Raw genomic sequence first — 12,611 nt, forward strand, 5'->3', positions numbered from 1 at the left:
GGACTTCGTTCGCGCGCGGGCTCGCTGATGCCGGCGCAGCGCGGGAAGTCATCCGGCCAGATTGAAAATGGAATTCGGGCCCTTGGGCACCACGCGCGTCGCCTCGACGCTGGACGATTCGGTGCGCCGGTCGCGCAACACCGTGGGCGAACCTTCGCGCGCGCGCTGCTGATCGACGAGATCCTTGAGCGAGACGGAATCGAGATACTCGACCATCTTCTGGTTCAGGGTCGCCCACAGTTCATGCGTCATGCAGTGGCCGTCGTGCTGCTTGGTGCCTTCGCACGTGCCCTTGCCGCCGCATTGCGTGGCGTCGATCGGTTCATCGACCGCGATGATAATGTCCGCGACCGTGACGTTTTCCGCCCGGCGCGCGAGGTTGTACCCGCCGCCCGGCCCGCGGACCGACTCGACAATCTCATGCCGGCGCAACTTGCCGAACAGTTGTTCGAGATAGGACAGCGAGATGCGCTGGCGCTGGCTGATGCCTGCCAGCGTCACCGGGCCATGCTCCTGGCGCAGGGCCAGGTCGATCATCGCTGTTACAGCGAAACGGCCTTTCGTGGTGAGTCTCATAATTGGGGGCTACCGCTAATACTCGATGGTTTTGATCAAGTATAAATAGCCCACAAATTTAGTCAAGTATGCAGGGCGAAATATGTAGCCGTTTAACAGGCTTTTTCGCGCTTGTCAGACTACAAGCTGCGTGCGGAGCGCCTTGAGCAGGCCGTCGCAGGCGTCTTCGCACTGGTCGAGCACTTTTTCGAAGCCTTCGTCGCCACCGAAGAAAGGGTCGGCGACCACGCGGCTGTCGTCGCGCGTGGCGAATTCCATCAGCAGACGAATCTTGTCGCGATGCTCCGCCGGACAGAGCGCGGCGAGCGCGGCGGCGTTGTCGTCGTCCATCACGATGAGCAAGTCGAAGCGCGAGAAATCGTCCGCTTCGATCTGGCGTCCGCGAATGGCGGACAGGTCGTAGCCGCGCTTCTTGCCCGCGCGCTGCGCGCGTTCGTCCGGCGACGCGCCGATATGCCAGACGCCCGTCCCCGCCGAATCGATCACGATGCGATCCGCCAGCTTCGATTGCTCGACGCGGTCACGCATGACCGCTTCGGCGCTGGGCGACCGGCAGATGTTGCCAAGGCAGACGAAGCAGACGGCGATGGGTTTCATCGAAAGCATTTCCGGTCGGACGCGGGCGACGCTGCCCGAATGCGTCCCGGATTATACAAAGGGGCACGAATTTCCGCGCAAATCTGCCGGATAAGTCCGAAAGCGCGTCAGCGTTCGTCGCGGTGAATATCGTGTGTGATGAAGCGCGATTCGTTGGTCGGCATGTCCAGCCAGTCGCGATGCGCGAGCGTGCGTCGAATGTCCGACAGCCCGCTTTCCCAATGCTCGCGCATGGTCGAGAAACCGAACTGGTAATCCTTGAAATGCCCTTCGTATTCCTTGTGCCGATAGATCAGGTGAACGATGTTGTAGTGCTTCGAGCACGCGAGTTCTTCGGCGAGCTTGCACCATTGATCGCTCTTGCAGACATCTTCAGGCAGTAGGTCGAGCACGTGCCGGAGCACGTTGCGGTATCGCTGCGCGCGCTGCATCTGATCGGTGACCAGACGCGTGCGGCTCGAAAACTGCACGTCTTTCACGCGGCCCATGACATCGACGATGCTGTCCGGCACCGGCCCGCGCGCGCTCCACAAATCGACCTGAAACGCGAGCGTGTCGCGGCGCGGCGTGGCTTGCGCGATCTCGTAAAGCGGCGTGTTCGACATGAGGCCGCCATCCCAGTAGAACTGGCCGTCGATCTCGACCGCCGCGAACCCCGGCGGCAACGCGCCCGACGCGATGAAATGCTCCGCGCGCAAAGTGATCTGCGTGTTGTCGAAGTACGCGAAATTGCCCGTCGCCACATTGACCGCGCCGACCGACACGCGCGTCTCGCCGGAATTGATGCGGTCGAAATCGCAGAGACGTTCGAGCGTGGCCTTGAGCGGCGTGGTGTCGTAGTAACTCGCCGTCTGCGGCGAACTCGACGTAATTAGCGACGGCGGCGGAAAGCGCGGCACGAAAAAGCCCTTCTGCCCTTCGACGACCGCATCGAACGCCTGCCACGCGGTGAACGCCTTGCGGATTTCATCGGCCGAATCGAACAACGCGCGCTCGATGAACGGCGGAATCGGGAAACCGAAGGCCGGCTGGCAAATGGTGTCCCAGAACTCCGCGAGCTTCGTCACGCGATTCTCGGGCGCGTTCCCCGCGATGATCGCCGTGTTCAGCGCGCCAATGGAAATCCCCGCGATCCAGTTCGGATGAATGCCCGCCTCGTGCAGCCCTTGATAGACGCCGCCCTGATACGCGCCGAGCGCCCCGCCGCCCTGAAGCATCAGCGCAACGGTTTCGTAAGGCGGCAGCGCGATGCGCCGCGCCGCGCGCTCCGCCGATGTTTGCAGTGCCGGGTTGTCGTCGTTTTCCGCCATGCGTCGTCGCTCCTTGTTTGCAGCCATCCGGAGCGGCTATTGTGCATGAAGGACGTGACGCGCCGCAGCGAAGGCCTCGGCTAGAATGACACACTCAACCTGTCTCAACCGCTCGCCATGCTCAGTTACCGTCACGCCTTCCACGCGGGCAATCACGCCGATGTCCTCAAGCACGCCATCCTTCTGCAGATGCTTCGGTATCTCGGTCAGAAGGACAAACCGTATTGGTACATCGACACGCACGCGGGCGCGGGCGTCTACGCGCTGAACGAAGGGTTCGCGGCGAAGAACGCGGAGTACGAGTCGGGCATCGCGAAGCTGTGGGATCGGAAGGATTTGCCGCCGCTCGTCGCGGATTACGTGGATGAAGTGAAAGCGCTCAACGCGGACGGCACGCTGCGGTTTTATCCCGGCTCGCCGTATGTCGCGTGGCGGCTGATGCGCGAGCAGGATCGCATGCGTCTGTACGAACTGCACAGCACAGAGATCGATGTGCTGCGCCATAATTTCCGCGATGCTGGCCGCCGCGCGATGATCTACGACGGCGATGGTTTCGAAGGCATCAAGGCGATTCTTCCACCGCCGCCGCGTCGCGCGATCGTGCTGATCGATCCGTCGTATGAGGACAAGCGCGATTACGCGCGCACGCTGACTTGCTTGCAGGAATCGCTCAAGCGCTTTGCGTCGGGCACGTATGCGGTTTGGTATCCGATCGTCACGCGTCCGGAGTCGCAACGGTTCGCGGAGCAACTGAAAGCGATTCGCCCGACCGGCTGGCTGCACGCGTCGCTGACTGTGAAGGCGCCGCCGTCCGATGGCTTCGGTTTATTTGGCAGCGGCATGTTCGTGCTGAATCCGCCCTACACGCTCGCGAAGGAATTGAAGACCGCGCTGCCGTTTCTTGCCGAAACGCTCGGTGAAGATGCGGACGCGTCGTTCAAGCTGGAATATCGCGCGGACTGAAAATTTATTGGCCGGAGGGCGCGCGTGGGCGATTGCGTCCGCCGTAGCCATTTCCGCTCGAAGGTGCCGAAGTAGTTTGGCCACCATATTCGACATACGGCGAAACCACGATCGGCTGCTGTTGTCCCTGTGGCTGCAACTCGGGCAAGGTCTGCATCTGCACCATGCCGGACGAACCGAGCGGCGCGGTTTGAAGCACCGTTCCCGGCACGCCGCTGTGAATGCCCGTCTCTGTATCGAGTACGAACGGCTCACCGCCCGGCGTCGCACATGCACTCCGCACGACGCTCAGTAATGCAAACAGGATTACGCCATTTAGTTTGATTTGGCCTTGCATCGCTCGCTCTTATATTCAGACGAAAACGGCTTTACCTTACCCCGGTGTCAAGCTTTAGGCTAGGCGTTTCGTCACACAACCCGCTTTTCAAAGGAGTCTCGATGCAACCGACACGAATCCTGCTCGCCGCGCTCTTGGCGGTTTCAAGCGTCACCGCCTTCGCGCAAACCGCGGCCTCAAGCGGCGACGCGATGCCCGGCATGGACATGACGCAGCATTCAGCGAGCAAGACGGGCGACGGGTCGACCGCCGTGTTCAAGGCAGCGGATCAGTCGATGATGTCGGGCATGTCAGGCGTTCAGTTCACCGGCGACGCCGACCGAGATTTCGTCGCGCACATGATTCCGCATCATGAAGGCGCGGTGGAGATGGCGAAAGTCGAGTTGAAGTATGGCAAGGACGCGAAGCTGCGCAAGCTGGCGAAGGACATCATCGCGGCGCAGGAGAAGGAAATCGCGTTCATGAAGCAATGGATAGCGGCGCATCCGCACAATCAATAAGGAAGGCGTTGCTCCAGAAACGACAAAGCCCCGCAATGCGGGGCTTTCTTTTGTCCGATGCGCCTCGGCGCAGTCGGCGAACAGCTTCAGGCGTTGTACCCGTTCTGTTCCAGCGAGCGGATGCGCTTTTCGAGCTGAACGATATCCGACGATTGCGCGAGGTACTCTTCGCGGCGGCGTTGTTCAGCAGCTTCGAACCACAGGCTCAATTTTTCGATGACGATGGCAAACATGATGTGCTCCAGAGAATGAGTCCCTGGCGTTGGTCGGGTACGGGATTACCCGCGTAAGGGATAACCCGGAGTATACCTAACTTTTTGACATTGTGTTAGAAAAATGCGTGAAGACTGTGCATTTTTTCTCGAAAAGGTGCGTGCTTTATAAGGGCTATAAGTCGATGATTATTCTGTTGATTTCTGGCCGTTTCTGACGAGTCGGTCAAGTTTCACGCACTACTTATGTGCATCACTCGGCGAGACGATCCAAAATGGGGCAATCGGGCCGTTCATCGCCGTGACAGTGATGAGCCAAGTGCGAGAGCGTGTCGCGCATGTCGGTCAGTTCTGCAATTCTGCGGTCTAATTCCGCGACATGTTCCAGCGCGATCAGCTTGACTTCCGCACTGGCGCGCGATCTGTCCTGCCACAACGCCAGCAACTTTCGAATGTCTTCGACGAGAAAACCCAACCGCCGCGCCTGCCGGACGAACCGCAACGCGTGAACTTCCTGCGCGCCATAGACGCGATATCCCGACGAAGTACGCCCCACGGGATTCAACAATCCAACGCTCTCGTAATACCTGATCATTTTCGCGGTCACGCCCGATGCGCGCGCCGCTTCGCCGATGTTCATCCGTCGCTCCCAAAATTTTCTCGCCCCGACTCTACACCTTCCCATGATGGGAACGTATACGATGACGTTCATCGATGCATTTTTCAACCGAGGACACCCGAAATGACCGAATTCGATGTCGAAGGCATGAGTTGCCAGCATTGCGTCGCTGCGGTGACGCGCTCGATCCATGAAATCGATGGCACAGCGCAAGTGCGCGTCGATCTGGAAAACGGCAAGGTCAGCGTCGAATCGACGCAATCGAACGATGCACTCAAGGCGGCCATCGACGATGCCGGTTACACCGTGCTGGGCGTCGCGTCGGCATGAGCGCGGCGAAACCGTTCACCGTTGCGCTGATCGGCGCATCGGGCTTGCTGGGGCGGGCGGTCGCGCGTGAACTCGCAAATGTGCCGAACTGGCGTGTCGTGCGCACTGCACACCGGCGCGCCGATGCGGAAAGCGTGCGCCTCGACATCCGCGATCACGACGCGATCCGCGCTTTCCTGCGCGCCAAAGCGCCGGACGCGATCGTCGTCGCGGCAGCCGAGCGCCGTCCCGATGTCTGCGAGAACGACCCGGCCCTCGCACGCGCGCTGAACGTCGATGCGCTGTCGGCGATTGCCGGTGAAGCGCGCGAAATCGGCGCGTGGGTGTTGTCCATATCGACCGACTACGTGTTCGACGGCACGTCGCCGCCCTACTTCCCCGACAGCACGCCCGCGCCGCTCAACGCCTACGGTCACAGCAAACTCGACGGCGAACGCGCCCTGCTCGCGCGCGATCCGTCGTCCTGCGTGTTGCGTCTGCCGCTGCTTTACGGACCGTGCGTGGAATGGAGCGAATCGGCGGTGACGAGCCTGACGCCGGCCATCGTCGAATCCGCGAACGCGGCGAGCGCGCCCGCGAAAATGGATGCGTGGGCCACGCGCTATCCGACTTTCACGCCCGATGTCGCCGTCGTGATTCGCGGCATGCTGGAACATCGTGCGCGCGGCGAGTCCATTTCCGGCATCGCGCACTGGTCCGGCGACGAACCGATGACGAAGTTCGACATCGCCGAACGCATGGCGCGGGTGTTGAAGCTGGACGCGAAACTCGTCGCGCAGCGCACGCCGACGGATTCGACGCCGCGCCCGCGCGACTGTCATCTCGATTCGGGACGGCTGGAAGCGCTCGGCATCGGCAGGCGCACGCCGTTCGATCGCGCGATTGCATCGATCATCGAGCACTATCCGGCCTTGCCGCAAGATCAGTGAAAATCGCGGCTCGATGCGGACAGGCGGCCCAGCAACGCGCTGTGATCTTCCAGACGCTGGGCGACCAGATGCCGCACGTCGCCGTCCTTTTGCCAGACGCCGTGCACACCGAGCAGCGACGCGCCCAACAACACCTTGCGTTGCTTCTCGACGAGCGCCGGCCAGACGATCACGTTGATCGCACCGGTTTCGTCCTCGATCGAAATGAAGATCGTGCCGTTCGCGGTGCCCGGCCGCTGCCGGACCGTCACGATGCCGCACGCGCGCACGATGCGGCCGTTGCGCGTATCGCCGAGTTCGGCTGCGGTCTTGAAGCGCATCCGCGATAGCCGTTCGCGCAGCAGCGCCAAAGGATGACGATTGAGCGTGAGCCCGAGGCTTGCGTAATCATCAACGATCTCGCGGCCTTCCGATGCGTGCGGCAGCGCGAGCGGTAGTTCGGTCATCGGCGCGTCGCGCAGCAGTTCGGGCGCGCGCTGTTGCGCGGTCACCGCCCACCACGCCTGACGCCGATGCCCCGCGATGCTCGCCAGCGCATTCCCGGCGGCGAGCGCTTCCAGTTCGCGACGCGACAGGTCGGCGCGGCGCGTGAGGTCATCGACATCGGAAAACGGCGCCTGTGCGCGCGCGATCATGATTCGTAGCGCCGCCGCTTCGGAAAACCCCTTGATGAGTTGCAGACCGATGCGCACGCCCGGCCCGCCCGCGCCGTATTTCTCCGCTGCCAAATAGACGCGCTTCCGAAGCCTGCGCGCACCGCGCCGCGTGGTCTTGCGAAATACTTGCTCCGGCAACGGCACGCCGTAGAACTGCTGACGAAGCCGCTCGCGATCGCCATCGAACACGACTCGCTCGCCCACGCCCGGCGGCCTTTCGAGCACGGATTCCCAGTCGCTCAAAGACACGTCCGGCGCGAACACTTGCACGCCGTGACGCTTCGCATCCTGCACGAGTTGCGACGGCGAATAAAAGCCCAACGGCTGGCTGTTCAGCAAACCGGCCAGAAACGCCGCCGGTTCGTAACGCTTGATCCACGCGCTGATGTAGACGAGCAGCGCGAAACTCGCCGAATGGCTTTCCGGAAAACCGTACTCGCCAAAGCCCTCGATCTGCTTGCACACGCGCGCCGCGAACTCTTGCTCGTAGCCGCGCGCGAGCATCTTCGTCATGAGATCGGCCTGATACTTTTCCAGATGCCCGCCGCGTCGCCATGCCGCCATCGCGCGGCGCAACTGATCGGCCTGTTCCGCCGTGTAGCCCGCGGCGACCATCGCGAGCTTCATCACCTGTTCCTGAAAGATCGGCACGCCGAGCGTGCGGCCGAGCACGGGGCGCAGTTCTTCCTTCGGATAATCCTCAGGTTCCAAACCTTGCTTGCGCCGCAAATACGGATGCACCATGCCGCCCTGGATCGGACCGGGCCGCACGATCGCCACTTCGATCACGAGGTCGTAATACGTCTCCGGACGCAGGCGCGGCAGCATGCTCTGCTGCGCGCGCGACTCGATCTGAAACACGCCGATGGTGTCCGCGCGGCAGCACATCTCGTAGACGGCTTTATCCTCGCGACGAACGTGGCTCAGGCCGAAATCCGGAATGCCCCGCCGCAGCGCGATGAATTCGAGCGCGCGACGGATCGCCGAGAGCATGCCGAGCGCGAGCACGTCGATCTTCAACAGCTTGAGTTGATCGATGTCGTCCTTGTCCCACTGGATCACGCAGCGGTCTTTCATCGCGGCGTTTTCGATTGGCACGAGGCGCGACAGACGTTCGCGCGCGATCACAAAACCACCGACGTGCTGCGACAGATGACGCGGAAATCCGCGCAGTTCGCGCGTCAGGCGAATCAGATGCTTCGTGACGTGCGAGTCCTCCTTGAAGCCCGCTTCCTTCAGATAGCCCGCGACCGCCGACGGCCCATCCCACCATTGCTGCGCTTTCCCAATGCGCTCGATCAGCGATGCATCCAGCCCGAGCGCGCGCCCGACATCCTTGAGCGCGCTGCGCGTGTGATACGTCGTGACCGACGCCGCCAGCGACGCGCGATGCCGCCCGTACTTCCCGTAGATGTACTGGATGACTTCCTCGCGCCGCTGATGCTCGAAATCCACGTCGATGTCCGGCGGCTCGTTGCGCGCCTTCGAAATGAAGCGCTCGATCAGCAGGTTCATCTTGATCGGATCGAGTTCGGTGATGAACAGGCAATAACAAATGACCGAATTCGCCGCCGAACCGCGTCCCTGACACAGAATCTTCTGGCTGCGCGCGAACGAAACGATGTCGTAGACCGTCAGGAAGTATTTCTCGTATTCGAGCTTGGCGACGAGCGCCAGTTCTTTCTCGATCAGACCGATCGTGTCGGCATCGAGACCATTGGGATAGCGGATGCGCGCACCGAACATCACGCGTTTGCGCAGATAACTCGCCGGCGTCTCGCCCGGCGGCACGAGTTCCTCGGGATATTCGTATTGCAGTTCGTCGAGCGAAAACGTGCAGCGCGAGGCCACTTTCAGCGTCTCGGCGATCGCCTCTTTCGGATAGAGCGCGCCGATCCGCAAGCGCGTGCGCAAATGCCGTTCCGCGTTCGCTTCGAGCGCGTAGCCGCATTCGGCGAGCGAGCGATTGAGACGAACCGCCGTGAGCGTGTCCTGCAAGGGCTTGCGCGAGCGCGCGTGCATGAGCGCACCGCTCGCCGCGATGAGCGGCAGACCGCTCGCCTGCGAGATCACGCGGCAGGACGCGAGACGTTCGTCGTCGCTGCCGTCTTGCCACAACTCCAGCGCGAGCCACGCGCGGCCCGCCGCGAAACTTGCCAGCCAATGCGCGCGGTCGAGCGTGTCGGCGAGCGTCGCGGCGCGCTGCGGCACGAGAATCAGCAGGCAATCGGGCAAGTGTTTCAGATGCGCGATGTCGCCGCGAAGATCGCTCGTATCGGAAGACGCAGCGGGATTGGTGAAGTCATCGGGCGTGAGGTGGTAGGTGCCTTTCGGCGAACGCGAGCGTCCGAGTGAAATCAGTTCCGACAAATTGCCGTAGCCTTCGCGGTTGGTCGCGAGCGCAATCAGCGTGCAGAACGGCGCGCCATCGGCATCGGTCAGATGCAGTTCACTGCCGATAATCAGCTTCAACGGCTGCTTTTGCGGCAGCGGCAAACCGGCCTTGCGCGCTGCATCGGCGGCGGCTTTCACTTGCGCCTCGATATCCTTGATCGCGCCGTGTGCGCGCACGACGCCCGCGAGCGAGCATTCGTCGGTGATCGCGAGCGCGGTATAGCCGTGTTCGAGCGCCGTCGCGGCCAGTTCCTGCGGATGCGACGCGCCACGCAAAAACGAAAAATTGCTCAGGCAATGCAGTTCGGCATAACCCGGCAACAGGGACGATGAAAACACCGACGCGTCCGGATTGCCGAGAGTGCCGAGATTCTCGAAGCCGATGATGTCGCTCAGGTCTTCCATCGCGCGCTCATCCGAAAAATCCGTGCAGGAACCAGGCGCCGGTCAGACGTTCGCGATACACCCAGAACATGCGGCCGCGCTCGTCGGCGGCGACGTAGTAATCGCGCTGGACGCCGTTGCCGTCCCACCAGCCCGACTCGATGCGCTCGGTCCGGCTGATCAGCTTCAGCGGACGGCGATAGAACGGCCGCTCGTTGCGCAACATCAGCTTTTGCGGCGTTTCGAGTATCCACGACGGGCGGGGTTGGGACGGAACGGCGCGGTCTGGGAGTGCCAGCGATTCGTCGATTTCTACGGGTTGCTCTTCGGCTTCCTCGCTTTCTGTTTCGACTTCGGTTTTCTCTTGTGTAGTCTTTTTCTTGCGCTTCGATTTGGCTTCGCTTTTTGCCTGATACGGCTCGACCGTCATTGCGGCTTCCGGGCGGTGATCTTCATGCGCGGTCAGTTGCACGACGTTCTCCGCACCGAGCCGCGCGCTCAGGCGTTCGAGCAGTTGCGCCATGGAGTCATCGCCCGAACCCGGCATGGGAAACAACGTGTCGGCAGGAGGCGCATGTTCGCTGATCTTGTCGGCAAATAACCTCATTTCGATCACGGGCGCGGCGAGCGCGGTCTGGTTCAGCTTTTCGCGCAAGAGCCAGAGGACGTGATCGGCATCGCGCGTCGGCACGGCCCACGCGACTCTCAATGTCGATGTTTTCGGCGCGTGACGTGCGGCCAGTTCGTGTTCGAGCAGCAGCGAAAACTCACTGACCGCTGCGTGGTGCGCGCTCAACCAGCCTGCGAGTTGCAGCACCAGACGACGCGCCGCGAACAACAACGCTTCGGCGCTGTCCACGCGCGCCTGCAATTCGAGCCGCGCCTCGAACGATGCCGGCGCGCAAAACGCCTCGCGCGGATCGGCGGCCTGACCGTAGGCTTGCGCAAGCCACAGCAAAATGCCCGGTCCGAAGCGGCGTGCCACGCCCTTGCGCGGCAGATGGCGCAAGTCTGCGAGCGTCGTGCAGCCGATCTGCTCGAACGCGTTGCCGTGCGATTCCGCCGATGGCACCAGCGAAACCGGCAGGGCATCGAGCACGCGCACGAGCGTTTCCGGCTTCACGATACGCACCCGACGCGTCACGCGGCGCGTGCGCGCATGCGCGAGCAGCCACGCGCCCCACGCGGTCGGCGCGCAGCCCGCGCGGGAGGTGAAGCCGCAGCCTTTCACCGTCGCCATCACTTTCGACAGCAAGGTCCGCAATCCGCCGAAGAGCCGCATGCTCGCGCCGACTTCGAGCAACACCGTGTTGGCGTGCGCGAGCACGACCTTCGGCGTGAAGGCGAGCAACGCCAGCGCCACCGATTCGAGCGCGTGCTGCTCCTCGTCGATATCGACGGCGAGCAAGCTCAGCCGCGGCGCCAGCGCGAACGCGTGCGAGCGTGTGCAGCCCGGCCGCACACCAAGCCTGAACGCGATGAGATCCGGCAGCAGAATGCGAGCGTGATCGGCGAGCGCGAAACAAGGCTGCTCGATGTCATCATTCGACGTCGATATCGACGTCGCTCCAGGCGAAATCGAACTTCCCGATACGGGCGGCATCGATGGCGGCCTGACTGCTTCGAGCGACAAAAGCGGCAATGTCACCGCTATCCACAACATGGTTGACCTCTCGTGCTTTCCTGGCCTGCTGCGCACGGCGGATGGGTTCGGGCAGCGCGGGCATCTGCAAAGGCAGGCGCAATTGCAACGGCTTCACCAACAAAGGACCGCGCCGCTTGATGATGTCGATTTCGAGCATGACGGTCTGCATCCATTCGCGACGGTTCATCGTCTGCGCGTGGGCGGGGAGAATCGGCTTGCACACCATGCGCAGCGGCGCGGCGGATGATTGCTTCGCCGCCTTGAGCGGCCGAAACACGAACGCCAGCGACTGCGATTCCTGCACCGCTACCTGAAGTCTGCGCAGGGCCTGAGGATGCGCCTCTGGTAGCCAGATCAACACCGCGCCGATGCCTTCCTGCTTCAGCGATTGCTCTGCGGCCCACAACACTTGATCCTCGGCCGCTTTGACCCACACGAGCTTGCTCGTCGCGATCTTCATCCTCCGGAACCACGCGAAATTGGGTTGCCAGGGCGGCGCAACGAAGACGACAAACCGGCTTTTGTTCACTGTCAGTTCCCGAAGCGAACGCGCGAGCAGCCTGATTTCGCCGACACCGCTCTCTTCGATCAACAATTCGGTGACGGCGCCGGGCGTCCATCCCGCATTTGGCAAAGCCCGATCGAGCATGCGATGCCCACTCGAGACGATGTCCGAGTCCTGAACGTTGACGCCTTCGCCTTGCCATAACTGCTGCTGCAGGCGCGATGCCAACCCGATATCGACTAATGAAAGCGCTGCGCCCATGCGTTCCCCGTCCGATGCAGCAAGGGCCGGTTCGAGATCAGCTCGATGGCCTCGACTTGTACTGTATATTTATACAGTATTTGACGTGGTTGCGGTAAACGTAGGAGGAAAGGAATTGCTTTAGGCGCCTAGCGAGGTAGGGCCTGGAAGAATGGTTGATTGGTTACTTTTCGCTGCCCAATGCAAAAACCCCACCTTTTCGGGGTGGGGTTTTTGTTTTCGGCAAGAGGAGCCTGACGATTACCTACTTTCACACGGGAGATCCGCACTATCATCGGCGTGGAGTCGTTTCACGGTCCTGTTCGGGATGGGAAGGGGTGGTACCAACTCGCTGTGGTCATCAGGCATGACTTGTTGTTGCGGGCCTTGGGGGCACACAACCAATCTGGGAAG

13 protein-coding genes and 1 rRNA gene are annotated in these 12,611 nt (G+C 62.1%); 4 read left to right on the forward strand and 10 right to left on the reverse strand.

Annotated features, from left to right (window positions below; all coding sequences use genetic code 11):
• Positions 1–48: 48 nt before the first annotated feature.
• The 3 genes from iscR to ACZCWR_RS12640 all read right to left on the reverse strand — a co-directional run bounded on the left by iscR (position 49) and on the right by ACZCWR_RS12640 (position 2,483).
• Positions 49–576, reverse strand: coding sequence for a Fe-S cluster assembly transcriptional regulator IscR (iscR, locus tag ACZCWR_RS12630; protein WP_487301090.1), 528 nt, complete (start codon positions 574–576; stop codon positions 49–51).
• Positions 577–690: 114 nt separating this feature from the next.
• Positions 691–1,173 (reverse strand): low molecular weight protein-tyrosine-phosphatase, encoded by a 483-nt coding sequence (locus ACZCWR_RS12635; protein ID WP_487301091.1) that lies wholly within the window; start codon positions 1,171–1,173, stop codon positions 691–693.
• 107 nt (positions 1,174–1,280) lie between these two features.
• Positions 1,281–2,483, reverse strand: a complete 1,203-nt coding sequence (locus ACZCWR_RS12640) for a DUF3734 domain-containing protein (RefSeq protein WP_487301092.1) — start codon at positions 2,481–2,483, stop codon at positions 1,281–1,283.
• A 117-nt stretch (positions 2,484–2,600) separates the two neighbouring features.
• Between ACZCWR_RS12640 and ACZCWR_RS12645 the strand changes: the two genes are divergently transcribed.
• The gene (locus ACZCWR_RS12645; RefSeq protein WP_487301093.1) at positions 2,601–3,446 is read left to right on the forward strand and encodes a 23S rRNA (adenine(2030)-N(6))-methyltransferase RlmJ; all 846 of its coding nucleotides are present in this window, start codon (positions 2,601–2,603) and stop codon (positions 3,444–3,446) included.
• A 4-nt stretch (positions 3,447–3,450) separates the two neighbouring features.
• Here the strand turns inward: ACZCWR_RS12645 and ACZCWR_RS12650 are convergent, their stop codons facing one another.
• The gene (locus ACZCWR_RS12650; protein ID WP_487301094.1) at positions 3,451–3,783 is read right to left on the reverse strand and encodes a hypothetical protein; all 333 of its coding nucleotides are present in this window, start codon (positions 3,781–3,783) and stop codon (positions 3,451–3,453) included.
• A 101-nt stretch (positions 3,784–3,884) separates the two neighbouring features.
• Between ACZCWR_RS12650 and copM the strand changes: the two genes are divergently transcribed.
• Positions 3,885–4,283, forward strand: coding sequence for a CopM family metallochaperone (gene copM / locus ACZCWR_RS12655; RefSeq protein WP_487301095.1), 399 nt, complete (start codon positions 3,885–3,887; stop codon positions 4,281–4,283).
• Between the two features lie 86 nt (positions 4,284–4,369).
• Here the strand turns inward: copM and ACZCWR_RS12660 are convergent, their stop codons facing one another.
• Positions 4,370–4,516, reverse strand: a complete 147-nt coding sequence (locus ACZCWR_RS12660; protein WP_487301096.1) for a DUF3563 family protein — start codon at positions 4,514–4,516, stop codon at positions 4,370–4,372.
• Positions 4,517–4,748: 232 nt separating this feature from the next.
• Positions 4,749–5,135, reverse strand: a complete 387-nt coding sequence (cueR, locus tag ACZCWR_RS12665; protein ID WP_487301097.1) for a Cu(I)-responsive transcriptional regulator — start codon at positions 5,133–5,135, stop codon at positions 4,749–4,751.
• Between the two features lie 102 nt (positions 5,136–5,237).
• Here cueR and ACZCWR_RS12670 point away from each other — a divergent pair, with 102 nt between their 5' ends.
• Entirely contained in the window at positions 5,238–5,444 is a 207-nt protein-coding gene (locus ACZCWR_RS12670) for a heavy-metal-associated domain-containing protein (RefSeq protein ID WP_487301098.1), read from the forward strand.
• On the forward strand, positions 5,441–6,373 hold the full coding sequence (locus tag ACZCWR_RS12675) for a dTDP-4-dehydrorhamnose reductase family protein (protein ID WP_487301099.1): 933 nt from the start codon (positions 5,441–5,443) through the stop codon (positions 6,371–6,373). Before ACZCWR_RS12670 ends, ACZCWR_RS12675 begins: the two co-directional genes overlap by 4 nt.
• On the opposite strand, the gene ACZCWR_RS12680 is transcribed toward ACZCWR_RS12675, so the two are convergent.
• The 4 genes from ACZCWR_RS12680 to rrf all read right to left on the reverse strand — a co-directional run bounded on the left by ACZCWR_RS12680 (position 6,367) and on the right by rrf (position 12,563).
• Entirely contained in the window at positions 6,367–9,828 is a 3,462-nt protein-coding gene (locus ACZCWR_RS12680) for an error-prone DNA polymerase (protein WP_487301100.1), read from the reverse strand. The two genes, ACZCWR_RS12675 and ACZCWR_RS12680, sit on opposite strands and share 7 nt — an antisense overlap.
• A gap of 7 nt (positions 9,829–9,835) precedes the next feature.
• A complete protein-coding gene (locus ACZCWR_RS12685; protein WP_487303321.1) occupies positions 9,836–11,410 on the reverse strand; it encodes a Y-family DNA polymerase in 1,575 nt (524 codons plus the stop codon).
• Positions 11,349–12,218: a translesion DNA synthesis-associated protein ImuA gene (imuA, locus tag ACZCWR_RS12690; protein WP_487301101.1), complete on the reverse strand. Its 870-nt coding sequence runs from the start codon at positions 12,216–12,218 to the stop codon at positions 11,349–11,351. The genes ACZCWR_RS12685 and imuA overlap by 62 nt, the downstream gene beginning before the upstream one ends.
• 231 nt (positions 12,219–12,449) lie before the next feature.
• Positions 12,450–12,563: ribosomal RNA gene (gene rrf, locus ACZCWR_RS12695) — 5S ribosomal RNA — on the reverse strand.
• Positions 12,564–12,611: the final 48 nt, after the last annotated feature.

Source organism: Caballeronia sp. A2-2, from assembly GCF_057612605.2.

Bases quoted from the DNA above. Each gene is read 5' to 3' on its own strand.
- iscR (WP_487301090.1), bottom strand. From the start codon at position 576: ATGAGACTCACCACGAAAGGCCGTTTCGCTGTAACAGCGATGATCGAC.
- ACZCWR_RS12635 (WP_487301091.1), bottom strand. From the start codon at position 1,173: ATGAAACCCATCGCCGTCTGCTTCGTCTGCCTTGGCAACATCTGCCGG.
- ACZCWR_RS12640 (WP_487301092.1), bottom strand. From the start codon at position 2,483: ATGGCGGAAAACGACGACAACCCGGCACTGCAAACATCGGCGGAGCGC.
- ACZCWR_RS12645 (WP_487301093.1), top strand. From the start codon at position 2,601: ATGCTCAGTTACCGTCACGCCTTCCACGCGGGCAATCACGCCGATGTC.
- ACZCWR_RS12650 (WP_487301094.1), bottom strand. From the start codon at position 3,783: ATGCAAGGCCAAATCAAACTAAATGGCGTAATCCTGTTTGCATTACTG.
- copM (WP_487301095.1), top strand. From the start codon at position 3,885: ATGCAACCGACACGAATCCTGCTCGCCGCGCTCTTGGCGGTTTCAAGC.
- ACZCWR_RS12660 (WP_487301096.1), bottom strand. From the start codon at position 4,516: ATGTTTGCCATCGTCATCGAAAAATTGAGCCTGTGGTTCGAAGCTGCT.
- cueR (WP_487301097.1), bottom strand. From the start codon at position 5,135: ATGAACATCGGCGAAGCGGCGCGCGCATCGGGCGTGACCGCGAAAATG.
- ACZCWR_RS12670 (WP_487301098.1), top strand. From the start codon at position 5,238: ATGACCGAATTCGATGTCGAAGGCATGAGTTGCCAGCATTGCGTCGCT.
- ACZCWR_RS12675 (WP_487301099.1), top strand. From the start codon at position 5,441: ATGAGCGCGGCGAAACCGTTCACCGTTGCGCTGATCGGCGCATCGGGC.
- ACZCWR_RS12680 (WP_487301100.1), bottom strand. From the start codon at position 9,828: ATGGAAGACCTGAGCGACATCATCGGCTTCGAGAATCTCGGCACTCTC.
- ACZCWR_RS12685 (WP_487303321.1), bottom strand. From the start codon at position 11,410: ATGCCGCCCGTATCGGGAAGTTCGATTTCGCCTGGAGCGACGTCGATA.
- imuA (WP_487301101.1), bottom strand. From the start codon at position 12,218: ATGGGCGCAGCGCTTTCATTAGTCGATATCGGGTTGGCATCGCGCCTG.